The 24,294-nt window shown below is 62.4% G+C and carries 21 protein-coding genes; 9 read left to right on the top strand and 12 right to left on the bottom strand.

Features of this window, described 5'->3' with window-relative positions; all coding sequences use genetic code 11:
* Positions 1–62: 62 nt before the first annotated feature.
* Entirely contained in the window at positions 63–674 is a 612-nt protein-coding gene (locus GMST_RS10845) for a DedA family protein (RefSeq protein WP_183354667.1), read from the top strand.
* Between the two features lie 603 nt (positions 675–1,277).
* Here the strand turns inward: GMST_RS10845 and fsa are convergent.
* The 3 genes from fsa to folK are packed head-to-tail and all read right to left on the bottom strand — an operon-like array spanning position 1,278 to position 2,676.
* Positions 1,278–1,922: a fructose-6-phosphate aldolase gene (gene fsa, locus GMST_RS10840; protein ID WP_183354666.1), complete on the bottom strand. Its 645-nt coding sequence runs from the start codon at positions 1,920–1,922 to the stop codon at positions 1,278–1,280.
* A gap of 38 nt (positions 1,923–1,960) precedes the next feature.
* Positions 1,961–2,197 carry a YHS domain-containing protein gene (locus GMST_RS10835; protein ID WP_183354665.1) on the bottom strand — a complete coding sequence of 79 codons (237 nt, stop codon included), beginning with the start codon at positions 2,195–2,197 and terminating at the stop codon, positions 1,961–1,963.
* A 14-nt stretch (positions 2,198–2,211) separates the two neighbouring features.
* Positions 2,212–2,676: a 2-amino-4-hydroxy-6-hydroxymethyldihydropteridine diphosphokinase gene (gene folK, locus GMST_RS10830; protein ID WP_281380027.1), complete on the bottom strand. Its 465-nt coding sequence runs from the start codon at positions 2,674–2,676 to the stop codon at positions 2,212–2,214.
* A 238-nt stretch (positions 2,677–2,914) separates the two neighbouring features.
* Here folK and GMST_RS10825 point away from each other — a divergent pair, with 238 nt between their 5' ends.
* Positions 2,915–3,379: a tetratricopeptide repeat protein gene (locus GMST_RS10825; RefSeq protein WP_183354663.1), complete on the top strand. Its 465-nt coding sequence runs from the start codon at positions 2,915–2,917 to the stop codon at positions 3,377–3,379.
* Positions 3,380–3,513: 134 nt separating this feature from the next.
* Positions 3,514–3,915, top strand: coding sequence for a secondary thiamine-phosphate synthase enzyme YjbQ (locus GMST_RS10820; RefSeq protein ID WP_183354662.1), 402 nt, complete (start codon positions 3,514–3,516; stop codon positions 3,913–3,915).
* A gap of 93 nt (positions 3,916–4,008) precedes the next feature.
* Here GMST_RS10820 and thiL read toward each other — a convergent pair whose 3' ends face one another.
* From thiL to GMST_RS10805, 3 genes are read right to left on the bottom strand one after another with little or no spacing between them, the layout of a single operon-like run.
* Entirely contained in the window at positions 4,009–4,983 is a 975-nt protein-coding gene (gene thiL / locus GMST_RS10815) for a thiamine-phosphate kinase (protein WP_183354661.1), read from the bottom strand.
* A complete protein-coding gene (gene lon, locus GMST_RS10810) occupies positions 4,980–7,442 on the bottom strand; it encodes an endopeptidase La (RefSeq protein ID WP_183354660.1) in 2,463 nt (820 codons plus the stop codon). The genes thiL and lon overlap by 4 nt, the downstream gene beginning before the upstream one ends.
* Before the next feature lie 10 nt (positions 7,443–7,452).
* Positions 7,453–7,896 (bottom strand): Hsp20/alpha crystallin family protein, encoded by a 444-nt coding sequence (locus GMST_RS10805; RefSeq protein WP_183354659.1) that lies wholly within the window; start codon positions 7,894–7,896, stop codon positions 7,453–7,455.
* 348 nt (positions 7,897–8,244) lie between these two features.
* Here GMST_RS10805 and GMST_RS10800 point away from each other — a divergent pair, with 348 nt between their 5' ends.
* From GMST_RS10800 to GMST_RS10790, 3 genes are all read left to right on the top strand, one after another.
* Positions 8,245–10,161, top strand: a complete 1,917-nt coding sequence (locus GMST_RS10800; RefSeq protein ID WP_183354658.1) for a tetratricopeptide repeat protein — start codon at positions 8,245–8,247, stop codon at positions 10,159–10,161.
* 156 nt (positions 10,162–10,317) lie between these two features.
* A complete protein-coding gene (locus GMST_RS10795) occupies positions 10,318–11,088 on the top strand; it encodes a class I SAM-dependent methyltransferase (RefSeq protein ID WP_183354657.1) in 771 nt (256 codons plus the stop codon).
* Positions 11,089–11,147: 59 nt separating this feature from the next.
* Positions 11,148–13,604 (top strand): MXAN_2562 family outer membrane beta-barrel protein, encoded by a 2,457-nt coding sequence (locus GMST_RS10790; RefSeq protein WP_183354656.1) that lies wholly within the window; start codon positions 11,148–11,150, stop codon positions 13,602–13,604.
* Here GMST_RS10790 and GMST_RS10785 read toward each other — a convergent pair whose 3' ends face one another.
* A complete protein-coding gene (locus tag GMST_RS10785) occupies positions 13,605–14,087 on the bottom strand; it encodes a phage holin family protein (protein WP_183354655.1) in 483 nt (160 codons plus the stop codon). It abuts the gene before it with no gap.
* Positions 14,088–14,308: 221 nt separating this feature from the next.
* Here GMST_RS10785 and GMST_RS10780 point away from each other — a divergent pair, with 221 nt between their 5' ends.
* Positions 14,309–14,683, top strand: a complete 375-nt coding sequence (locus GMST_RS10780; RefSeq protein WP_183354654.1) for a hypothetical protein — start codon at positions 14,309–14,311, stop codon at positions 14,681–14,683.
* Positions 14,684–14,813: 130 nt separating this feature from the next.
* Here the strand turns inward: GMST_RS10780 and GMST_RS10775 are convergent, their stop codons facing one another.
* The 5 genes from GMST_RS10775 to mqnB form a co-directional block, all read right to left on the bottom strand.
* Positions 14,814–15,914 (bottom strand): class I SAM-dependent methyltransferase, encoded by a 1,101-nt coding sequence (locus GMST_RS10775; protein WP_183354653.1) that lies wholly within the window; start codon positions 15,912–15,914, stop codon positions 14,814–14,816.
* 242 nt (positions 15,915–16,156) lie between these two features.
* Entirely contained in the window at positions 16,157–16,630 is a 474-nt protein-coding gene (locus tag GMST_RS10770) for a septal ring lytic transglycosylase RlpA family protein (protein ID WP_183354652.1), read from the bottom strand.
* A gap of 103 nt (positions 16,631–16,733) precedes the next feature.
* On the bottom strand, positions 16,734–18,938 hold the full coding sequence (locus GMST_RS10765) for a PAS domain S-box protein (protein WP_183354651.1): 2,205 nt from the start codon (positions 18,936–18,938) through the stop codon (positions 16,734–16,736).
* Between the two features lie 85 nt (positions 18,939–19,023).
* Complete coding sequence (locus tag GMST_RS10760; protein WP_183354650.1) at positions 19,024–19,905, bottom strand: 1,4-dihydroxy-6-naphtoate synthase; 882 nt, start codon at positions 19,903–19,905, stop codon at positions 19,024–19,026.
* 115 nt (positions 19,906–20,020) lie between these two features.
* A complete protein-coding gene (mqnB, locus tag GMST_RS10755; protein ID WP_183354649.1) occupies positions 20,021–20,752 on the bottom strand; it encodes a futalosine hydrolase in 732 nt (243 codons plus the stop codon).
* 546 nt (positions 20,753–21,298) lie between these two features.
* Between mqnB and GMST_RS10750 the strand changes: the two genes are divergently transcribed.
* Entirely contained in the window at positions 21,299–22,183 is an 885-nt protein-coding gene (locus GMST_RS10750) for a type II secretion system protein N (RefSeq protein WP_183354648.1), read from the top strand.
* A gap of 59 nt (positions 22,184–22,242) precedes the next feature.
* A complete protein-coding gene (gene gspD / locus GMST_RS10745) occupies positions 22,243–24,273 on the top strand; it encodes a type II secretion system secretin GspD (protein ID WP_371873120.1) in 2,031 nt (676 codons plus the stop codon).
* Positions 24,274–24,294: the final 21 nt, after the last annotated feature.

Here is a 24,294-nt window from a genome sequence, read left to right as displayed (position 1 = left end):
GGGGACCCACCTCTGCCGTTTCCCCGCCTTTGAAGGACCAACTCTTAAGGGGAGTGTTTTCTATGCACGCAGCAATCGATTGGCTGGTCCAGACCATTGGAGCGATGGGATATCGGGGGATCATTCTCCTGATGGCCATGGAGAGTTCGGTGATCCCGATTCCCAGCGAAGTGATCATGCCTCCGGCCGGTTACCTGGCCCAGCAGGGGCGGATGAACATGGGGCTGGCCATTCTCTGCGGTACCCTGGGGAGCCTGATAGGTGCCTACGCGAACTACTTCGCGGCCCGCTTCCTGGGGCGCCCGCTCATCCTGAAATACGGCAAGTACGTCCTCATCACCGAGGAGAAGTTCGCCAAGGTCGAGTCCTTCTTCCTGAAGCACGGTGAGATCTCCACCTTCATCGGCCGGCTCTTGCCGGTGGTACGCCACTTGATCTCGCTCCCCGCGGGCCTCGCCGGGATGAACCACCTCAAGTTCTCACTCTACACCATTCTGGGCGCCGGTATCTGGGTGACCGTGCTCACCTTCATCGGCTACTTCATCGGCAGCAACCAGGAGCTGATCATGAAGTACTCGCACCATGCGCTGGGCGTGGTCCTCGTGGTGAGCGCGCTGATCGTCCTGGTGTATATCAAGCTGCAGCGCAGAAACGGCGCCGCCGACAAGGCGTAAACAAAAAGCGCCCTTACGGGCAAGGGCGGGTCCCCAAGGACCCGCCCTTTTTTGTTGCCGTTTCGTTTCCCGGAGTCGGAAACGCGCCCTGCCATCAGTCTATCGCCTGCTCCGGCTTGAATTTCGCAATTCTGTGGCCGCAGTTTCATTTTACCGGGCCGAGGTTTCAACTTTCAGTGCAGAAATTTTGATTTCCGCTGCGAAGTTTCATTTCTCAGGTCGGGGGTTTGATTTTTCACCCCACAAAATAAAACTTCTAAGCAGAAGTTTCCTTTTCTACCCCGGAAGTTTCTTTCGCCAGCCAGAAAGTTTTTAGAACAGCACTCAGAAGCGAAACTTTTCGGTAGAAGTTTCGATTTTCGCTCCGGCAATAAAAACTTCTGGAGAAAAGTTTCGTTTTCCAGCCCAGCAGTTTCATTTTCAACCCAGGTAGTTTCATTTCACCTGGGTGAAGTTTTATTTTCCAGCGTGGCGAAAAAAACTTTCAGACGAAAGTTTCATTTTGCACGCCGGTAATTAAAAACTTCGGGCGAAAGTTTGAATTCTGCGGCCATCCCTGCCAGCCGCCACAAGCGGGGACCGGCAGGGAAGGGCTCTTCAGCATTACTTGGGGACTTTCTCCCAATCTTCCAGGAACTTCTTGATCCCGGCATCGGTCAGCGGGTGCTTGGAGAGCTGCAGCATGACCGAGTAGGGGATGGTGCAGATGTCGGCGCCGATCAGCGCGGCATTCAAGACGTGCACCGGGTTCCTGATGCTCGCCACGATGATCTCGGCATCGAAACCGAAGTTGTCGAAGATGGTGCGGATCTCTTCGATGATCTGCATGCCGTCCTGGGAGATGTCGTCGAGACGACCGACGAACGGGGAAACGTAGGTGGCGCCGGCCTTGGCGGCCAAAAGTGCCTGCATCGGGGTGAAAATCAGGGTGACGTTGGTCTTGATCCCCTTGCCGGTCAGAGTCTTTGTTGCCTTGAGACCTTCCGGGGTCATCGGCAGCTTGATCACGATGTTCGGATGTATCTTGACCAGCTCGGTCGCTTCCGCGATCATGCCGTCGTGCTCGAGGGAGACTACTTCGGCGGAAATCGGACCGTCAACGATCCCGGTGATCTCCTTGATGACTTCCTCGAAGCGACGGCCACTCTTGGCGATGAGAGACGGGTTGGTAGTTACGCCGTCCACGAGCCCGAGTTCGTTAGCCTCGCGAATTTCTTTGACGTCCGCTGTGTCGATAAAAAACTTCATCCATTTCCTCCGCTGTTCGTTGTTGTTGCCTATGCTGGTTACCTGCGCTGCAGGCTCCTCTCAAACTCGTGCAAACATCCCATGGAGCAGAAGTGATAGCGCTTCCCCTCCAGGTTTCCCACCACTGCCTCGGCCTCCGAGATGTACACGCCGCAGACCGGATCCTGGTAGGTCTCGGTCGCCGTGGACTCCTTGGGGAGCTCCCGCGCGGCAGTCTTGTTGCGCAACCACCGGTAGATGAGATAACCGATGAGGATATAGATAAGAAAGCGCATCTGCCCCCCCTATTTTAGATACGTACCACCTTCTCGGTGGTTGTCAGTGCGGCCAGCAGCTCGGCTATCGTCTTGCCGAGGGAGGGGTGCACCAGATCCGGCGCGATGTCGGCGAACGGCTGCAGCACAAAGCGCCGCTCGGCCAGGCGAGGGTGCGGAATGGTAAGCTTTGGATCGCTGCAGACCAGGTTACCGTAGCAAAGGATATCGAGGTCCATGCTGCGCGGCCCCCAGTGCACCGTCGGCTCGCGCTTGAAGACCTTTATCTCGATGCGCTTGAGCTCCTGGAGCAGGTCTTCCGGCGCCAGCACCGTTACCACCCGGGCAACCGCATTGTAGAAGTTGTCCTGGACCACGCCACCGACGGGCTCGGTCTCGTAGAAGGGTGACAGGGCGGTCACCCGGGTACCCGGCAGCTTCCCCAGCTCGCCGACCGCAGTCAGCAGCTTGAGCTCGCGATCCCCCAGATTGCTTCCCAAAGCTATATAGGCGCACTCTTCCACAGCGTGCGATTAGAGCACAGATAGGTTTTTTTTTCAACCCTGGCACCCAATAGCTCAACCCGCTCTGGTAGCGGTTTCAGGGGCTGCCAACAGAAACTTTATGCCAATTTAATTCAGGAGTATAAAATCTGTAGTGTATAGTAGCTATGACATGTGAGACCCTAGCAACGAGGACTGCAGCATAGTCGGGGGGCAGACAGATGAGGGGCGGACAATGAGCAACAAAGGAGACAGTCTGGCCGAGTTGGAAGTAAGCGAACTCTTCAGACTGGGATCAGAGGCACTGGAGATGAAGGACTATGCCACGGCGCGCCGCTACTTGAGTGCCGCGGTGGCGCGTGAGAGGTTACCGAACCATCTTTCACAGTATGCGCTGGCCCTGGCGGCCCATACGAAAGAGATCGACCAGAGCATTACCCTGTGCCAGGAGGCAGTGAAGCAGGAGCCTAAGAATCCCGAGCACTTCCTGAGGCTGGGGACCATCTACCTGCTGGCAAACCGCAAAAAGGAAGCGATCCGGATCTTCCGGCTCGGTTTGAGGGTCGGCAAGAGCCCGATCATCAGCAGGTGGCTGCAGGTCCTGGGGGACCGCAAGAAGCCCGTGTTCCCTTTTTTGGCCCGTTCCAACCCGCTCAACAAGTACCTCGGCAAGCTGCGCATGAGCCTGACCGGGAGGTAAAAGCGCCACCGCGTTGCGCTCCCCCCGACCCGGTTCACCCGCTCGCCTTCGGGCCCGACGGCGCAGGCGGCGATTCTTACCCCACCGTCCCACCCCCTACCATGTACGTTGCCGCTATTTCCACAGGAGGAGCCATGATCAGCTATCTCACGCTCAGGAGCAGGGAGAGGACGGAATTGATCGACATCACCTCCCAAGTCGAGGATCTGGTCGGCGCGGCCCGGATCTCCAGCGGGTGCTGCGACGTTTTCGTGATGCACACCACCGCCGGGATCACGGTTAACGAGGGGGCCGATCCGGCCGTCAAACGCGACATCGCAGAGTGCCTGAACCGCATGGTGCCCAATGCGCACTATTTCACCCACGCCGAGGGGAACTCGGCGGCACACGTGAAGTCGAGCCTGGTCGGCACCTGCCAGCGGCTGCTGATCGACCGCGGCAAGCTGATCCTGGGAACCTGGCAGGCCATCTACTTCTGCGAATTCGACGGCCCCCGCGAGCGCAAGGTGGCGGTAAGGATCTCAATTGACAGCTGAGGTAGTACCATCGTACGAAATGGCAGAAACAAAAGAGGGGACATCGACTGTAACAGTCATGTCCCCTCTTGTCGGTTAATTGTCAATTGAAGATTACTGGAAGTGGTCAAATCCCTTCTGGACCACCTGGTAAGGCGCGCCGTCGGGCGTGACCAGCTCGATCCCCTCTCCTTTAACCACCTCTCCGATTACCGAAAACTTTACGCCGAAGCCTGCCAGCAGGTCAGCCACCGCATCCCGGTGCTTCGGCTTGATGCAGAAGAGGAGCTCGTAGTCTTCACCGCCGGAAAGCCCCAGGGCATACGGATCGTCCGCGCAAAAGGTACGGTACTCGTCGGAGAAGGGAAGCGCACCAAGCTGCAGCCGCGCCCCCACTCCGGAAAGCTCGCAGATGTGCCCCAAGTCGGCAACAACCCCGTCGCTTACGTCGATCATCGCCGTTGCAAGACCGTTGTCGGCCAAGGCAACGCCGACTGCTATCCGCGGTTCCGGATCCAATTGGCGCGAGACCAGGAATCCCTCACGCACGCCCTGCCGCAACAGTTCGAGTCCCGCCGCCGCGTCTCCCACGGTCCCGGTGACGCAGACGAGTTCCCCCACCGACGCACCGCTGCGCTTCACCACCCGCTCGGGACGCTGCTCGCCCAGCGCGGTGATGGAGACCACCAGGCCGGAGCGCGAGGAGCAGGTATCGCCGCCCACGAGCGTCACGCCGAAGCGCTCGGCCTGCTCGAGAACGCCGGCCATGAAGCCGTCCATGAGTTCGGTGCTGAAATCTTTGGGGAGCGCGATGCCGAGCAGAAACTGGCGCGGGGTGGCCCCCATGGCCGCCAGGTCGGAGAGGTTTACCGAGAGGGACTTGCGCCCCAGGCTCTTTGCATCGGTGAAGTTAAGATCGAAGTGCACCCCGTCCAAGAGCATGTCCGAGGTGATCAGGGTGAGGGTTTCCGCGGTGGGAGCCAGCGCCGCCGCGTCGTCCCCGATACCGAGGACGACGGACGGCGCCTTGTGTACCTGGCGGGCGATCCGGTCGATCAGACCGAACTCGCCCAGGTCCTTGAGTTTCAAGCCTTCCCCCCTGCCGTCACTCCCTTGCGGGGAGAGACTACCAGGTTCCTGCCGACCTTGCCGACCTTGCTCGCCTCGCCCTTGGGAGGCTTGGCTGCCTTGGGTGCATTAGGCGGGTAGTTTTCCAGCGCCACGGCGAGTACCTCGTCGATGGTGGCAGCGGTAACGATCTTCAGCTTCTTGAGAATGGTCTTGGGGACATCCTCGAGGTCCTTCTTGTTCTGCACCGGGATGACCACGGTGGTGACTCCCAGACGCGCCGCGGCGAGGATCTTCTCTTTCAGCCCGCCGATCGGGAGCACCTTGCCGCGCAGGGTGATCTCGCCGGTCATGGCGACGTCTTTGCGGACCGGAACCCGGGTAAGGACGGAGACCAGCGCGGTCGCCATGGTGACGCCGGCCGACGGTCCGTCTTTCGGGATAGCGCCCGCCGGTACGTGCACGTGGATGTCGAGGTTCGAATAGAAGTCCTCGGGGATCTGCAGATCCGCAGTGCGCGCCCGGATGTAGGAGAGCGCTGCCTGCACGGATTCCTTCATGACGTCGCCCAACTGCCCGGTCAGGGTGAGCCCACCCTTCCCTTTCATGACGGTCGCCTCGACGAAGAGCACCTCGCCACCAACCGGGGTCCAGGCGAGGCCTGTCACCACACCGACCTCGTTCTTCTCCATCTCCTCCTCGCGCAGGAACTTGGGGGGACCCAGGTACTTGCCGAGGTTGCCGGCGGTGATGACGAACTTGTCCTGGGAGCCCTCGGCCACCTTGCGCGCCACCTTGCGGCAGACCGTACCGATCTCGCGCTCCAGGTTCCTAAGCCCCGCCTCGCGGGTGTACTTGGCGGCGATGGCCCGTAAGGCCTCCTCGGAGAAGCTGACGGTCTCCTCGGTGATGCCGTTTTCCTTCACCTGGCGCGGCACCAGGTAGCGCTTGGAGATCTGCAGTTTCTCCTCCTCGGTGTAACCGGCCAGGCTGATCACCTCCATGCGGTCCCTCAAGGGGCCCGGGATGGTGTCCATCTGGTTCGCCGTGGCGATGAACATGACGTTCGCCAGCGAGAAGGGGAGGTTTATGTAGTGGTCCGAGAAGCTGTTGTTCTGCTCGGGGTCGAGCACCTCGAGAAGCGCCGAAGACGGATCGCCGCGGAAATCGCTCCCCAGCTTGTCCAGCTCGTCCAGCATGAAGACCGGGTTGTTGGAGCCGGCCTGCTTGAGCCCCTGGATGATGCGGCCGGGGAGCGCGCCGACGTAGGTGCGCCGGTGCCCGCGGATCTCGGCCTCGTCGCGCACGCCGCCCAGGGAGATGCGCACGAACTTCCTTCCCATGGCCCGCGCGATCGACTTGCCGAGGCTCGTTTTCCCGACGCCCGGAGGCCCGACGAAGCAGAGGATCGGCCCTTTCATCTTCTTCTTCAGCTTTCTGACCGCCAGGAACTCGAGGATACGCTCCTTGATCTTGTCGAGGTAGAAGTGGTCCTCGTTCAGGATCTCGGAGGCCCGGTTGATCTCCAGGGCGTCCTTGGTGGCCTTGCCCCAGGGGATCTCCACCAGCCAGTCGAGGTAGGTCCTGAGCATCCCGGCCTCTGCGGCATCGGGGTGCATCTGCTCCAGGCGCCCCAGCTGCTTCAGGGCCTCCTTCTCGACGTTCTGCGGCATCTTGGCGTTTTCGACGCTCTTTCTGAGTTCGGCGATCTCCTCGCTTCTGGCGTCGGTCTCGCCAAGCTCCTGCTGGATGGCCCGCAACTGCTCGCGCAGGTAGTACTCGCGCTGGCTCTTGCCCATCTCTTCCTTGGCGGCGGACTGGATCCGGGCCTGCATGTTGAGGAGCTCGCTCTCCTTGTTGAGGAAGTCGTTCACCCGCTTCAGGCGCTCCAAGGGATCGATCACCTCCAAGAGCCCCTGTGCCTCTTCGACCTTGAGGCCGATGTTGCTCGCCACCAGGTCGGCCAGGCTCCCCGGCTCCTGCATGTTCTCGACGATGACCATCACCTCGGGCGAAACGGCCTTGCCCAATGCGACGATCTTGCCCAGCTCTTCCTTCACGGTCCGGATCAGCGCCTCGGCCTCGAGGGTGTTTTCCTGGAGCGCGGGCTCAACGACCCGCTCGATGCGCACCGAGTAGAAGGGCTTCTCCGCCAGGTACTCGGCGACCCGCGCCTTGGTGAGCCCCTGTACCAGGATCTTCACCCGGCCGTCGGGAAGCTTCAGCATGCGCATGATCATGGCGACCGTGCCGACCTCGTAGATCCCCTCGGGGTTGGGATCTTCGTCGCTTACTTCCTTCTGGGTGGCCAGGAAGATCATCCTGTCCTTCGACAGGGCGTAGTCGACCGCGTTGATGGATATCTCCCGCCCCACAAAGAGCGGCAGAATCATGTACGGGTAGACAACCACGTCCCGAACCGGGAGCAAGGGCAGAATATCGGGTATGTTCAGTTCTTCCGTTTCCTGCCTAGTTTCCATCGTATTCTCCTCACTCAATCGTAATCTCCCGGATGTGCGTCTTTTTGTCCTTGGACCTCGGGAACTCCACGGTCAAAAGGCCGCGCCGGTAGCGCGCCTTGACCCGGTCCAGGTCTGCGTTGGGGGGGACTTCCACCGCCCGGCAGAAGCGGCCGGCGGCGCGTTCCAGGCAGATGTAGTTGACCCCGGCGGGGACGCTGTTGTCCCGCGCGATGGCCTCGACCACCAGGGTCGAACAACAGATGCTCAAGGTGATGTCCTTGACCTCGCAGCCGGGAAGCTCAACCTCGACCACGAAGGTCGTCGGGGTCTCGTAGATGTCGACCAGCGGCGAGATCTCCTGTTCGGTGTACCCCTCGCGTCCCTCGAGAGTGGACAGGTAGCGGAAGATCTCATCCATCTGCTGGCGAAACAGCCCCAGCCACTCCAACGGTTCCTTCGGAATCACCGCCATGGACACCCTCTTGTAGGACACTGTCGTTTGTTTCGGCAAAAGGTGAAGTGTCCTTAAACTCTAAACAAAAAAAAGACCGGTAGCAGCCTCGAGCCGGTCTGCTTGATTTAACCATCTTTATCATGAAAGTCAAGGTAATCCGCCCCTCACGTTGCGCCGCCCTTTAAGCAACAGGAAGCGGCAAGTAAACTCCCTGAATGACACATGATTTGGTCTTTAGAATTGAATTTGGCCGTCCGGATGTGTATAATCCCGGCCGCAGCGCGGTCTAAGCGAGTCAGACCGCGCAGTTAGCCGCCCCTGCCCCCCTCGGGGCCCATGTCATCGCATTCAAAAAAAGGGACATACATGAAAAGATACACGGCGCTCGCCCCCCTCCTGGTCGTCACCCTGTTCTCGACCGGGTTCAACTGGCCGTTTCCCACCGGAGACAGCTGTCAGAAAGCCAAGAAGCTCATCTTCGAACTCCCCGCCAAGGCGAGTGATCTGAAAAAGAAGGAAACCGAAAACCGCGTCATCGAACTCTGCCCCAGCGGCGCCGCCGGCCACTACCTGAAAGGGGTGCAGTTCGAGCGCAGCGGCAGCGTCGACGCGGCCATCGCCGAATACCAGGAGACCCTCGGGATCGATCCGGACTTCTTCCCGGCGCGCGGCAACCTGGGACTTCTGCACCTGAAGAAAGGTGGCGGAGAGGAGGCGGCGGCCGAGATCAGCCAGGCGCTCAAGATGGACGACCCGCGCTACCACGCAGGCCTCGGCCGGTTCTTCGCCGACCGCAAGCTGCCGCTTTTGGCCATCTACCACTTCCGCGAGGCGCTCAACGCGTTTGCGGAGGATGCCGAACTGCACGCCGACCTGGCGGCCGCCTACCTCTCGGTCGACCAGCGCCAGCGTGCCGAGGACGAGTTCCGCAGGACGCTCGTGCTGCAGCCAGGCAACGCCCAGGCGCGCCTGGGGCTGGGATCGCTCCTCATGGCGCGGGGCGAGACCGACAAGGCCATGGGCGAACTGAAGCAGGCAGCGCTCGGAGACCCGGGCAACAAGGAGATCCACCGGCTGCTCTCCGAAGGGTACACCCGCAAGGGAGACGTGAAGAGCGCGGATTACGAGCGGGTCTTGGCGGGGATCGCGCCCACCCCCCCGGTGGAACCGAAGGTGGACCACCTGGCCCAGGCGGACCGCTACCTGGCGGCGAAGGACCTCGACAATGCCATCGTCGAGTACCGCCTGCACATCGCCGACAACCCCAATGACGCCGTCGTGCTGCAGCGGCTGGGCGACGCCCTCCTGAAGACCGGCCACGAAGACGATGCCATGGGCTACTACCGCGAGGCGCTGCGCAACAAGGCCGACAACGCCCAGCTGCACTACAACCTGGGGACCATCTACGAGAAGAAGGCGCTCCTGGACGAGGCGGTGGTGGAATACCGCCAGGTGCTCTCCTCTTCTCCGGAGAACGAGGAGGCCCGCGGCCGCCTGGCTGACATCTACACCCTGCGCGGCAGCTTCCCGCAGGCCCTGGAGCAGTACCGCGAGCTGCTCAAGAAGCGCCCGGCAGATCCGGTGCTGCAGCTCAAACTCGCGCGGGCCTACCTGAACACCAAGGACGTCACTGCCGCGGCCGAGGCGTACGCCGCCGCCATAAAGCTCGACAACGATTCGCTGGAGGCGCACCGCGAACTGGCGAACCTGCAGAGAAAGCGCAACCTGAACGACGAGGCGGCCAAGGAGTACCGGGAAGTGCTCCGGCTGAAGAAGGACGACGCCGACGCCCGCACCGCGCTCACCTCGATCTACGTGAAGAACAAGGATTACGACGACCTGGCCAAACTGTTGAAGGAAGGGGTGGAACTCGCCCCGAGCGACGCCAACGCCCATTACAAGCTCGGCCTGGTCTACGAGTTCCAGAAAGAGTACGACGCGGCCATCGCCCAGTACAAGGAGGCGGTGGAACTCAAGCCGGACCATGCCAAGGCGCTGAACGCCATGGGCCGGGTGCAGATGAAAAGCGGCAACATAGCCGAGGCGAAGGAGTCGCTCGAGGCTGCCAAGAAGGCCGACCCGGATCTGGAAGAGGCGACCGTCCTTTTGAGCAACATAAAGGACGAACTCACCCCCGAGCCGCGCAGCTTCCACAAGTCCAAGTCGAAGAAGGCTTCGGCGAAAAAAGGGAAGAAAGGCAAGAAAGGGAAGAAGTCCGACTCCGAAGGCAGCAGCAAGAAATCGAAGAAGTCGAAGAAGTCGAAGAAGAAGTCCGCCGAGTAACGCGCCGCAGAGTTCAGGCAAGGCGCCTGCCGCAGTCCACAAAAAGCCGTGGTATCTGGAGCTTTCCATGTACGACGGCTTTTTCCTTTTGCGCCGCGCGCACAGCCGGCAGAAAAGGACCGCGGCAGCGGCTCATGCCGAAAAGGGAGAGTCATCATGAGCGAGCAGAGCGAAGCACACCACGCCCGGATCGTGGACCAGTTTTCCCGCCAGGCGGTTCCCTTCACCCAGGTGCCGGGGCACCTCGACGCCATTCAGATCCTGGTGGAGCTGTCCGGGGTTTCTCCCGAAGACCGGGTGCTCGACGTCGCCTGCGGTCCCGGCCTGGTCGCCTGCGAGTTCGCCCGACACGCCGGGGAGGTCGTGGGGATGGATCTCACCCCGGCCATGATCGAGCAGGCCCAGAAGCGGCAGCGCGAACTCGGGCTGGAAAACGTGACCTGGAAGGTGGGGGACGCGGTTCCCCTCCCCTATCCCGACGACAGTTTTTCCCTGGTCATCACCCGCTACAGCTACCATCACCTGCTCGACCCGGCCCGGGCCCTCAGTGAGATGATCCGGGTCTGCCGTCCCGGCGGCCGGGTCCTGGTGGCCGACGTCGCCATGCCTCCGGAGAAGGTGGCACGCTACGACCGGCTCGAGCTTTTGCGGGATCCCTCGCACACCCACGCGCTCACCACGGAGGAGTTCTCCGCGCTGTTCCTCGACGCGGGGCTTTCGGACTGCCGTCAGACCGGCTACGGCGTGGATATCGAGCTGGAAGCGCAGATGCGGGCCTCGTTCCCCAAGGAGGGAGACGAGGTGAAGGTGCGGGAGATGATCGTGGGGGACATCGGTAAGGACCTCGTCGGCATCAAGGCGAGGCGGGAAGACGGCAAGGTCCTTTACACCGTGCCAATCTCCGTTTATGTAGGGCGCAAAGGCTAACGACACTACAACTTTAATTGTCCCCGTTTTTACACCTCCAGCCACCAAAGGATCCGAACATGAACGTCAGATTTTCTGCTGTCATCTCGTTTGCCCTACTTCTTCTGCTCACGCTGACGGGCGCCGCCCAGGCGGTGACGACCACCATGACCGTCAAGCACACCGGATCCGGCACCAACATCTTCAATAGCATCCAGGCGGCCATCGAAACGGTGCACAGCCTCAGGATCGGCGGTTCGACGGACACCTTCGAGATCAAGGTGGAGGCGAGCAGCACTTCCTATTCCGGCTTCACCATGAAGGACCCGATCTCCATCTACGGCGAACGGACCGGCGGCACCTTCATCAACGGCGGCAACCCGCAGATAACGGTAAGCGGCATCGCTTCGGGAGCCGAGATCCGCAATTTCACCTTCCTGTCCTCCGGAACCGCCATAGCCGTATCCAACAGCTCCGCGGTCCGTATTACCAACAATGTTTTCCTGACGGGAACCGGGAATACCGCCATCACGGTCAGCAACTCTCCCTCCAGCAGTATCGTCAACAACACGTTCTATAGGAACAACGTCGCCATCAGCACCGACACCAACCTGGTGATCACCAACAACATCTTCTCGCTCAACACCAAGGCGATCGCCACCTCCGCCACAACTGGCAATATCAGCTACAACGACTACAACCCGGGCAGCAGCGCCGGAGTAACCCTCGACATCAACTCGATCCCCAACACGACGAACCACACCGATCCGGATCCGAAGTTCGTCGATCCGGATAACTCCGACGCCACCAAGAAAGACTTCCATCTGCAACCCGGCTCGCCGTGCATCGGCACCGGAAATCCCCTGTACCTGAACCCAGGAAGCAGCGCATCCGACATGGGAGCCTACGGCGGACCGAAAGCCGACGTGACCATTGCAACGATCACCGGGGTAACCGCGACGGTAACGAGCGACGCCACCTCGTCCTCCATCGCCGTCTCGTGGAACCCCAGCACCACTGTCGGGGTGACCGCGTACCGGGTTTACTACACGAGCACCGACGACAGCGCCGCGCTGGCAACCCCGGCATCCCCCGTGGAGGTCCTTTTCGGAACCAACAGCACGACCATCACCGTCCCGCGGACCGGCCCGACGGCCCCTTCCGGCACCACGAGCATCACGGGGATAACCCCCTTGAACCAGGGATTGCTGGTCTCCTGGAGCCAGGCCGCCGGCGCCACGGGTTACCACGTGAAATACGGCCCGACCGGCACGCCCCTCACCAACACCATCACGGTCGACGGCGCGACGACTCTCTCCACGACCATCACCGGCCTCGCCAACCTGACCACGTACGACGTCGCCGTGGTCCCGGTCGCCGAGACGAAATTTTCCGTTTCGGTAACAGCCGTGGTCGACCGCGCGATAAGCTCGAACCCCGGCGGTTCCAACGAGAGCCCGAAATCCACTCCGGCCACCGCACAAATCGGCTCCACCATTGAAGGTAGCCAGTCAGCCGTGGTTCCCGCGATGCCGGAGGCGACCACCCCCACCCCCAACCTGAAAAACGAAGGATGCTTCATCGCCACCGCAGCCTTCGGCTTCTATTCCGCTCCCCAGGTCCAGGCTCTGCGCGACTTCAGGGACAGGTTCCTGATGACCAACGCGCCGGGACGCGCCTTCGTGGCCTGGTACTACCACTACGGCCCCATCGGCGCGCATTTCATCAACACGCACCCCTGGCTCAAGGCCCCGGTGCGCGTGGCACTTTTCCCGCTCATCGTGATGTCACTGGTGCTGACCGGCGGCTCTTTGGCAGCAAAGCTCGCCGTGCTCTTCCTCGTGACCGCACTCAGCGCGCTCATCTGGCGCAGAAAAAATCTGCAGCTCCGTAACGCCGCAGTGGCCAGCGTGCTCCTTGCAGCGCTCGCGTGCCTTGTGGCACCGGTTCCCGCTCAGGCCGAGACGCGTCCGGACCGCCCGCACTGGTCGCTCGAATTGAAGGGTGGGGAGAGCTTCCCCAGCAGGTCGAATTTTTTCGGTGGGAATCAGGCTGAGTACGGTGCAGCCCTGGCGTACAAGCTGCACCGCACGGTCGAGGTGGGGTTGGAGGCGAGCTACCTGCGCGGCACCGGGAACGGCCGCCTGCTGGCGAACAACCTCGAGTCCAGCGAGCAGGTGACCTACGAGCGGGTCCCGCTGGACCTGTTCGTCCTGGGACGTCTGGTTTTGAACGAGGACCAGCTCCTGGTCCCCTACGCCGGCGTCGGTTACACGCGGCTCTTCTACCGGGAAAATGCTCCGGGGGTGACGGTGAAAGGCTCCGTGAACGGCTTCCACGCCCGCGGCGGGGTGCAGATCCTCTTGGACGGCCTGGAGCGGGACGCCTCCCTGAGCCTCTACAAGGAGTTCGGGATCCACCACACCTATCTGTTTGTCGAGGGGAAGTACCTGGATGCCCGCGCTGACACAAGCGACGGCGGCTCGGTCAACGCGGGGGGGACCAGCGTCTTGGGAGGGTTGCTCTTCGAGTTCTAGTTACTGTGCGACAGTACCTTTACCCGGCGAGCGGAGCGCTTCCGGGTCCCTGCGCCCTCCCCGTGTCCGAGCTTCAGCCTCGGCATGGTGCTGGGCGCTTACTTTTTTGTAGTCGCGGAAGATATTTTCCACGCGGTGCACCGTGTCGTTGGGGACCAGGGTGAACTCCTTGAAGTGGGAAAGCCCGGAGAAGACGAAGGCGATTCCGAAGAAGGTAAGCCCGAGCGCTACGATGAGTGCGGCAAGCCAGGTGGAGAGCCACAGGGCCAGGACGGCTACCGCGGTGCCGGTGAAGGCTATCAGCCCGAAAAAGAGAAGCCCCACCCCCAGGACCACCATGACGGCCCCCTTCTCCACCGACTTGACGTTGTGTTTTATCTCCAGGACGCCACGCCTCACTTCGATGAAAAGCAGCATGACGATCTCCTCCACCAACTCCACCATCATGCGCGTCATGGAAAGTTTCCTGCCGACTCTGAGCATGACCCCACCTCCCTTTTTCCTTCAGATTTGGGAAAGCCGTTTGCCTCCCCGGTGACCGGTAACGTCCCGCGTTGACGACTCTCCGCCCCTTCGATACATTAGATTCTACACACTTTGACCGGCGCGACAAACCGCAAATAAAACGACTCCGCCACCTCCAGCCGAAGAATTCCCGTCACAGGTTTCGCCTTCAAGCCTTCACCGCGCTTCGGGAGGTTCCCATGAAGAACTCTCTAAAGGGTGCACTGTTGTCCGGCCTGATCTTCCCGGGCCTGGGGCAGTTCTGGCTGAAACGGCGCGTCTGGGGCACCGTTTTACTGCTGAGCACGCTCGGAACGCTGGCTGTCATCTCCCTGAAGCTGACGGAACGGGCCTACCGGCTGGTGGAGCAGGCCGAGGCGGAGGGGGGCCAGGTGGATCTGGTCGCCGTAGCCAAGACGGTGCAGGCCGCAAGTTACGCGGATCCCCAGGTTCGGATATCCTGGCTGGTGCTCCTGGCCGTCTGGCTCGTGGGGGTGTTGCACGCGTTTTGGGAAGGGATGAAGCTGGACCGGGACGGGAAACGGGGACCGCGCAGCGAAGGGGGTGGGCGATGATGAGGGGAAATGCGGAAGACAGGCCGCGTGCCGCTCACCTTCGTCTACCGGCGCGATTTCGAGAAGGACCAGCCCCCCCGTGCAGCGTTTTGAGGTGACCGTGGTGGTTCGCTAGAAATTCTGGCGGGGATCAGGGAAGCGGCGCATCGGGCCTAAGCCGCAACAGGAACAGTGCCTCGCAGAACTCCCCGGCCAGTTTGCGCTCCGACGCGGAGAGATCGCCGGCACGCACCGGCCTGCGGAAGCGGGACAGGAAACGGCGCGCGCTGCCGTCGAGCGGAGGGTTGTCCAAGCCAAGCCGCGGCGGGCAGTGGACCGTTCCGAAGCTGAAAGGCCCGACCACCCCGCTGAGGCAGGGGTTCAACAACAGCCGCGCCTCGTCGTGATCCGCAGCCCGCCCCTTGGTCTGCCGCCCCAGGTAGAGTACGAAATTCCCGGGAGAGCGCCTCCCCTGCTCCATCCTTTTAATCCTCAGCACTTCCTGATGGATATCCGGCAGCGCCTGGCGGTGCGCGAAAAGCAGCGGCTCCAGCGCGGACTGCTGCACGAGGTCCATGAACGGCTCGATGCGGTAGGTGCGCACCTGCGGGTGCAGGAGGGCATCGGCGAGGCCGCTGCGCTGGGCCACCTCGTGGGAAGCGTCCGAGAAGCGGCGCAGCCGCGATTCCGGCGCCGAGCGTGCGATGAGCGAGCGGACCCCCGCGACGTCCTGGATCTTGAGCAGGCGCAGGGCACGGCGGATCGACTCCTCTTCCCGGCGCGTGTAGCTGCTGTAGACCATCACCCGCATGATCCCTCCCGGCGCAAGGCGCGCCGCCAGCGCCCGCAATCCCGTCGCCGGATCGACCAGGTGGTGCAACACACCGTAGGCGTCGATGAGCCCGTACTCCCCGCTCAAGGTCGCCGGATCGCACAGGTCGCCGGCACAAAACTCCACCCCCCGCACTCCGTGCAAAAGGCAGTGCAGCCGGGCACGGCGCAGGCTGCGCGTCGAGAGGTCGAGCGCGGTTATCTGGGTGGCGGGATTGGCGATGCCGAAGGGATAGGGGGCGAAGCTGCCGCAGCCGGCGATCAGGATGCGCCGGGCCGCCGGGGCGGGGAGTTCCCCGTTGAACCGGGACCAGATGGCGGAAAGGTTACTCGCGTAGGTATCGCAGCGGCGGACCGAGGCCAGAAGCGGATACTGGGGATAGGGGTAGAGCTCGTAGTGGCGGCGTACGGTTTCGGACATGCCAGTAACTGTAGCAGCTCACCGCCCGCGGTTCAAGAGCTCACGCTGCGAGATGGACCACCAGACCTGCTTATTGATTGGAATCTCAGGGACTGCATTCCCCCTCCCCCTCACCCTGTCCCTCCCGCAGGGGAGAGGGACCCAGGTGACCCGATCTCCCGAAACAGGATGAACGCAAAAAAAGGCCGGGAGGTTGTCCCGGCCTTTTTCCTTCTGCTCGCCCAGATTGTAGTGCTGCTTGCCTAGGATTCGTCTTCGGTCAGCGGGATGATGGCCACTTTGGCCTTGCCCGCGCCGAGGAACCCCAACTTTCTTGCCGCAGCCCGTGATAGATCGATGAACGGGGTGCTTTTCTTGGCGCAACGGTCGTTAACCACAACCGTCACTTCCTTGTCGTTGGCCAGGTTCCTGACCAGGACCTTGGTGCCCAGGGGGAGACTCTGGTGAGCCGCCGTCATCCCCTCGGGGTGGTACCGTTCGCCGGAAGTGGTCCTCCTTCCGTGGAACTTCTTCGCGTAGTACGAAGCGATGCCCACCAGCTTCTTGACCAGCGAGGGCTTCTGCTCTGCTACCGCGCTTGTTGCCGCTACCGGCGTCTCTACTGCCTTTTCTACTGTCTTGTCTGCTGCCAGCAGGGGAAGCGTGTGGACCGTGAGGAGCATCAAGCAGATGGCGATGCTACGCGCCAGCTTGCCGCTCCACTCGAGTGATGCCATGCGCACCTCCTTTGTTGGGCGAGGCTTTCCTATACCATTTGTCACCCGCCAAGTCAAGAAACAATACCGCATTCTTGCCGCAAATAACCGTTTTTACGAGGCTTTACTTTTGGGCATTATGCAGCGGGGAGGCCTTCCCCTGGACCAGGCGCGGTTCACGGCGCCTGATGTTCGTGGTGTCGTTGATGATGACGACCTCGCGGGTCGAGCCGTCGATCTCGGTGGTGGGGAAGGCGTAGCGGTTGAGCACCAGCCATCTGCCGGTGGCCTGGTGGAAGATCTCTGTCCCCTGGGCGTCCAGGTGTTCCTTGAGTCCCGATTCCTCCAGGAAGGAGAGGCACTCGCGCCCCACGATGTCCCGGTGCGCCTTGCCGGTGAAGGTCTCCACGGCGCGGTTGAAGCGCCGGATGCGCCCCCACTGGTCGGCGAGGATGAACATGTCGCTGATGCAGTCCATGGTCTCCTCCCACTCGCGCCGGATCCCCTCCATCTGGTGGAACAGGTTCTTGAGCTCTTCGTGCTTCATGTAGAGCTTGGCGTCACTCTCCAAAAGCTCCTTCTCGAGCTGGCGCTGGTCAGTGACGTCGCGGGAGATGGCGATCAGGCAGGCCTCGCCCTGGTACTCGATGACGTCGGCGGACCAGAGGAGCTCGCGGATGTCGCCGGACTTGACCCGGAAGCGCACGTCGAGGTTGCGCACATGGCCGTACTGGTTCAAGAGCCTCAGCATGACCATCCGGGAGTCCTGGTCGGCCCAGAGCTTCAGTTCCACCGAACTGCGCCCGACCACCTCGTCCCGGGTGTAGCCGGTCATCTCCTGGAAGGCCTCGTTGACGTCGATGTAGGTGCCGTCTTCGGCGCGGGTGATCACGATGGAGTCGGGGCTGGCGTGGAAGGCCTTGGAGAACTTCTCCTCGGAATTCCTGAGCGCCTGCTCGGCCTCGATGCGCCAGGTGATGTCCTGGGTGGTCCCCACCATGCGCAGCGGCCTCCCCTGGGCGTCGTAGGTCACCTCGGCCCGCGAGGAGAGACTGCGCACCACCCCCCCGGGAAGCACGATCCGGTAGTCGATGCCGTAGGGCTTCTTGTTGTACAGCGAGTCGTTCACCGCCTTGATGAACTCCTCCCGGTCGTCCTGGTGCACCGCGCGCAGCACCGCGTCGTGGGTCGGGGTGATGGCCGGATCGACGCCGTAGATGCGGTAGACCTCCTCGGACCAGCTCAGGACATCGGAGACCACGTCCCACTCCCAGTTCCCGAGGCTCGCGATCCGCTGGGCAAGTGCCAGGGTGGCGCGGCTTTGCCTGAGGGCATCCTCGACGCGCTTTTGCGCGGTGATGTCCACGAGCGAAATGATGGTTTCCCGCGAATCGGCGATGGCTGCCCAGTTCCCCACCACCGGGATCATCTCGCCGCGCCGGTTCTTGATGCGCAGCTCGAAGCAGCTCTGACGCAGCCCGCTCTCCGACCAGCGCAGGGTCCGCTGGCGCAGCATCTCCTCGCGGTTTTCCTCGGTGAGAAAGTCGGTCCAGCGCATGCGCCCCTCGAGCTCTTCCCGGGAGTAGCCGGTGAGCATCTCGAAACCGCGGTTCACCTCCTGGAAGATCCCGTCGGGGAGGGTGATCGCCATGGCAGAACCGGTGTTCTCGAAGATGGCGCGGTAGCGCTGTTCGGACTCCTTGAGCAGGGTCGCCTGGCGCCGGCTGACCGACACGTCGCGCGCCAGGAATAGCACCCGGTCCACGCCGTACTGGGGATCGGCGATCGGATGGTAGGAGATCTCCTCGAAGATGATCTCGCCGTCGGCCCCGGGGTAGCTCACCTCCGTCGAGACTGCGGCTCCGCTCGCGACACACTGCGCCAGAAGGCTCAGCACGTCCTCGGGCACCCCGCGCGCCTGGATCAGTTCGGTGAAGCTGCGCCCCACCACGTGGCCGGCACGTATTCCGTAGGTCGCCGTAAAAACGGCGTTCGCGCCGACAATGCCGAGATTTTCGGTGTCGACCACGCAGATCGCGTCGTTGGTGGATTCGAAGAAGATGCGGGAGAGTTCGTCGGACTGGCGCAGGGATTTCTCCGCTTTGCGCCGCCCTTCGGCGTGCAGGGTGATCACCAGGAACAGCAGCGCAAGGACCAGGGAGCTGAAGGAGCGCATCCAGAGTTCGCGCGGTTCATCGATGAGAAGCTCCTTGAGGAAGGTCCCCTGGGTGAAAAACGCCGCGTCCATCAGGGCGTCGCCCACCCAGAACAGGGCGAAGAACCCGAAGGCGCTGACGATTATCTTTTTAAGGTTGGCCCGCATGAACATCGAGGAGCGACCTCCAGTACTGACAAAAAAGCATCTGCGCCCTTTTCGGCAAAACTTACCAAAACTTGATGCTTTTCAGGCTGGATCAGGAAATAAAAAGCGAACCGGTGGTGGGTTTGATGATACCGGCTTGGGCCGCCCGCTCGAGGAGCACGCGCACCGCCGCCTCCCCCTCGGCCCCGAGGTTTACGGAAAAGTCGTTGACGTAGAGCGAGATATGGGCGTCACAGACCGCATCACTCATCTCCTGGGAGTGGGCACGGATGTAGCCGCGCGCCAGGCCCGGGTTGGCGAAGGCGTGGCGCACGCTCTGGGCGAGCGCCGCCTCGAGGGTGAGCAGCACCTCTGGCCCCAGCGAGCGTTTGGCCACGATCCCCCCGAGGGGGATGGGGTGGCCGGTGCTCTCCTCCCACCACTGCCCGAGGTCCACCAGTTTGGTGAGCCCGAGCCCCTGGTAGGTGAACCGGGATTCGTGGATGATCACCCCGGCCGCCACCGAGCCGTCCGCCACGGCGGGCATGATCTTCTCGAAGGGGAGGTAGACCAGGTTATCGAGCGACGGGTCGAAGAGTCTCAAGAGCAGGGCTGCCGTGGTGTACTCCCCCGGCAAGGCGATGGGGCGCCCCTTGAGTCGAGCCTGGTCGAGGGGCTCACGGGAGACCAGCAAGGGGCCGCAGCCGCGCCCCAGCGCCCCGCCGGAGCGCAGCAGCAGGTAGTCGTCGAGGACGTGGCCCAGCAGGTGGTAAGAGATCTTCGAGACCTCGAGCGCACCGGCGAGCACCAGGCGGTTCAGGGTCTCCACGTCTTCCAGCCGCTCACTGAAGGCCACACCCGGAGCAGGGACCAGCCCGTGCACCAGGGCGTGAAAGATGAAGGTGTCGTTGGGACAGGGGGAAAAGCCCAAGGAAAGATCGATAGGAGACGTCTTCGCCTCGCTACCGGTCTGCTGTGCGTTAGCTGCAATCATGTATCTAGCCTGTGTGATGATTTCGATCAGCCACTGCCGGTTCGGTTATTCGCTACCGGCGGCCGCTCGGCACTGAATCTGCCATTATCCTAAAAGAGTAATCGTATCATGAATTTCAGGAAGGGAAACCGGAAAATTGAAGAAACTTTATCAGAAAATTTTGTGCTTCGGTCACAGCCAGTTTCAGGTTCCAGCGAGAGAGGTCGCGATCCTCCACCAGATTGCTTATGCCGCGCACTTCCAGAAAGGGTGTGTCATAGATGAAGGCGACCTGTGCCAGTGCGGCGCCCTCCATATTCTCGCAGATACCGGGATAGCGGGCCGCCAACTCCATGCCGCGTTCGGCGGTACCGCTGCAGGTAGAAACGGTGTGAAAAGGCCCCAGGACCGCCCGGAACCCCTGTTCCCCGGCAAACTGAAGCGCCTGCCGCGCCAGTGCGGCATCGAGCGGCACCTCGTTGAAGATCGCGCGCTCCCCCCTGACGGCGGTCGGGATGCCGATCAGGTCGAGCCCCCGCCATCCCTGGGGAGTCTGCACCCCCTCCTCGGGGAAGCACTCGCTGCTGGCCAGGGCAAGGTCGCCGACCTCGAGGCCGCTGCCGGCGATGGCGCCGCCGCAACCGGTATTGATCAAAAGGCGCGGCGCTAAGCGCTCCAACAAAAGCGTAGCGGCGCAGGCCGCATTCACCTTGCCGATGCCGGTAACCGCCAGGATGACCTCGCCCGCCTCCAGGGCGCTGCGCCACGCCTTGAGGTGCCCAAGGCCGTGGAGTGGGGCTGCCCCCAGGCGCTCGACCAGCACGGCGAGCTCCATATCGGTAGAAGCGGTGAGCACGATCGGCTTCATTACAGGCTCCGTCTTTGGAGAATAAAGATGGCGGCGAGTGTACCACGTCGGCCTCGACGTGTCCAACAAGACGACGTTGCGGTGTCAAATACCCAACGCCTGTCAAAAATCCCGACGCTGCCGCCCTGCTTCATGAGGGAGAAGCTCCGACGAAGCGACCCGCCCTCCAGGCGCACGGACCGCGGGAAGTGAGTAATCTGGAGGGGAAGCGGGAGGTTACCCGGTGCTCAGCGCAGGCCCCGCCGACGAGACAACTCCGTGAGCGAGGAGGTTTCTCACGGTCTCATGGGAGAGGATTTCCGGACCTGGCCGGGCCTTTCGGCGGCCAGCAGAGCTGTAGGAGCGGCATGGCTTTTGCTGCTGCAGGGGGTTTAGCTGTGGCGGGGGGCCGAATGGATTCACGGGGGGCCACGGGTACTGTAGAGCCTTCTGCGGCATCACTTTAAGCGGCAGGCAGGGGGCCGGCACCCGGTTTTTCAGTTGCATAACCACCGGCCATCTAATATATTCAGACAGTTTCAGCGACCTCAACAAAAGGGCTACTTCATGCCGCGGTGGATACTCCCCACAAACATAGTTCTCGGCGTACTGGCCATCGGTGCCTTGGCTCTGATCGCTGCCGACCTGGTCAGCTTCAAGATCTCCTCACTCTACCCGCGCAACGCACAGAAGACGGCGGTCCCAAGCACGCCGGCACCGGTCAACGAGGACCTGCAGAGCTTCGCGCCGATCCTCGAACTGGGCCTGTTCGGCAAGGCGACCCAGGGGAAGCTGACCCCGATCGTGCAGGCGCCGGCCCAGCAGCCGGGTGCCCAAGCGGCGGCGCCGGCCGCCTCGGTGAGCGACCTGATCCTTCTCGGCACGGCGGTAGGTTCCTTTAGGGAAACCTTCGCGCTGGTGCAGAAGACCTCGAGCCACGAGGAGCGGGTCTTCCGCCTGGGCGAGACCGTGTTCTCGGCCGGCCCCCTCGTTGCGGTCAAGAAGGACGTGGCCGAGATCCAGGTGAACGGGAAACGGGTCAAGATCCTCACCCCCAACGCGGTCGCCGAAGCGGCTGCCGCACAACCGGCGGCAGCGGCGCCGGCCGGCGGTGGCGTAGCCTCGACCGGCGGCGGCAACTTCATCATCGACCAGCGCGCCCTGAACGCCGCCCTGGACAACATCGGGCAGGCGATGACCGATGCCCGGTTGCTGCCGAGCATGAAGGACGGCAAGGTGGAAGGGTTCAGGGCCTCCGAAGTGAAGCCGCAGGGGATCTTCGGCACCATCGGCATCCGAAACGGCGACGTCCTTTTGCGGATGAACGACTTCCCGATCGACTCCCCGGAAAAGGCGATCCAGTCCTTCGCCTCTTTAAAGGGGCAGAGCCGGATCAAGCTCGACATGATCCGCGACGGTCAACCGACCACCTTCAATTACGATATCAGGTGATGCAAGCTTAAGCCTTAGCCTCAACCTCAACCTTAACCTGTCTCTTTGGGGGGTTTTACTTGAAATCTCGATTCGCGCGCATCCTGACCCTGTTCATGTTCTTGCTCATGGCGCCCAACCTGGCCCAGGCCAAGGGGGTGGTGCTGAACTTCACGGACGTGGACATCTCCACCATGGTCAAGTTCATAAGCGACCTGACCGGGAAGAACTTCATCATGGACGACCGGGTCAAAGGTAAGATCTCGGTCTTCTCGCCTGCCAAGCTCTCGAACGAAGAGGCCTACAACGTCTTCACTTCGGTCCTGGAGCTCAAAGGGTTCACCGTGGTGCCGGCGGGCAAGGTGATGAAGATCATCCCGACCGCATCCGCCAAGCAGTCCGGGATGCGGGTCTTCGCCGACGGCGAGAAGAGCGTGGTGAACGACACCTACCAGGCGCGGGTGATCCCGCTGTCGCACATCGCCCCGCAGGACGCGGTCAGCTTCCTGCAGCCGCTGGTCTCCAAGGACGGCCAGATCTCCGCCTTCGGCGCCGCCAACATGATCATGGTGGTGGACTCGGCGCTCAACATGCAGAAGATCCTCGGCATCCTGAAGTACATCGACAGCGACCAGCCGCGCGAGGGCGCCGAACTGGTCTTTTTGAAAAATGCCGGCGCCGAGTCGGTGGCCAGTATGGTCCGGGACTGGCTCGGGGGCAAAGGTTCCGCCGCCAAGCCCGCGGGAGCCGCTCCCGCCGGGGCCGCGAGCGTGGCAGGGGGCGGTGCGAGCGCCACGGTGGTCGCCGACACCCGCCTGAACGCGCTGATCGTCTTCGGCAGCGACCGCGACAAGGCCGACGTGAAGAAGTTCGTGGCGATGATCGACGTGGTCCCCCCCACCACCAGCAGCAAGGTGAACGTGTACTACCTGGAGAACGCCGAGGCGACCGAGGTCGCCAAGGTGCTGGACGGACTCATCAAGGGTTCGACAACTGCCGGCGCCGCACCGGCCGCCGCGGCCGCAGCCCCGCAGATGGCGCTCTTCGAGGGTGGGAAGGTAAGCATCACCCCGGACAAGGCGACCAACTCGCTGGTGATCCTCGCCTCCCCCAACGACTACCAAAACCTCCTGGGCGTGATCCAGAAACTGGACCGCAGAAGCCGCCAGGTCTTCGTGCAGGCGATGATCGCCGAGGTCTCGCTCACCAAGGCGAAGCAACTAGGCGTCCAGTGGGCGTTCCTGGGCGGTGCCAGCACCGGCTCGGTCTCGGCCGGCGCCACCTACGACCCGATGGGGGCCACCGCGGCCCTGGGTACCTCCTTGGCCAGCCTGACCTCTGCGGGGATCACCCCGGACCTCGGCGTCTTCAAGAGCCCGGCAAACTTCGCGGTGGCGCTCCAGGCACTGCAGACCAACGGGGCGGTGAACGTGCTCTCCACCCCCAATGTGATGACCAGCGACAACAAGGAGGCCGAGATCTTCGTGGGCGAGAACGTCCCGTTCCTCTCGGGGACCAACCTGACCTCCACCGGCCTGTCGCAGCAGTCGATCGAGAGGAAGGACACCGGTATCATCCTGAAGATCAAGCCCCAGATCAGCGAGGGTGACTACGTGAAGCTCGACATCTACCAGGAGATCTCGGCGGTTAAGGACTTCGGCACCGCCAGCGCCCAGAACCTGGGGACCACCAAGCGCTCCGCCAAGACCTCGGTGGTGGTGAAGAACACCGACACCGTGGTGATCGGCGGGCTGATCCAGGACAAGGACCAGATCACCGAGAGCAAGATCCCGCTCCTGGGCGACATCCCTGGGCTCGGCTGGCTCTTCAAGACCAAGAGCACCTCACGCGACAAGACGAACCTCCTCATCATGCTCACCCCGCGCATCATCAAGGACGCCCGGGACATGGCGGAGGTTTCGGTAAGCGAGAAGAACAATTTCGGCGACGCGGTGAAGCACGACACCCCCATCGACATCGACCTGATGATCAAGGAGCAGATGCTGAAGGACCAGCGCTCGCTGAAGGAGACCACCCTGCCGGTCGTCGCCCCGGTGCCGCCGCAGGGTGCCGTGCCGCCGGTCCTGGCCCCGGTGCCGCCCCGGCAGTAAGGCAACAGCCGCCCCCTTCTC

This window comes from Geomonas silvestris, assembly GCF_014193515.1.
GTDB classification, from domain to species: domain Bacteria; phylum Desulfobacterota; class Desulfuromonadia; order Geobacterales; family Geobacteraceae; genus Geomonas; species Geomonas silvestris.
This window is presented reverse-complemented; position numbering and strand designations above follow the sequence as displayed.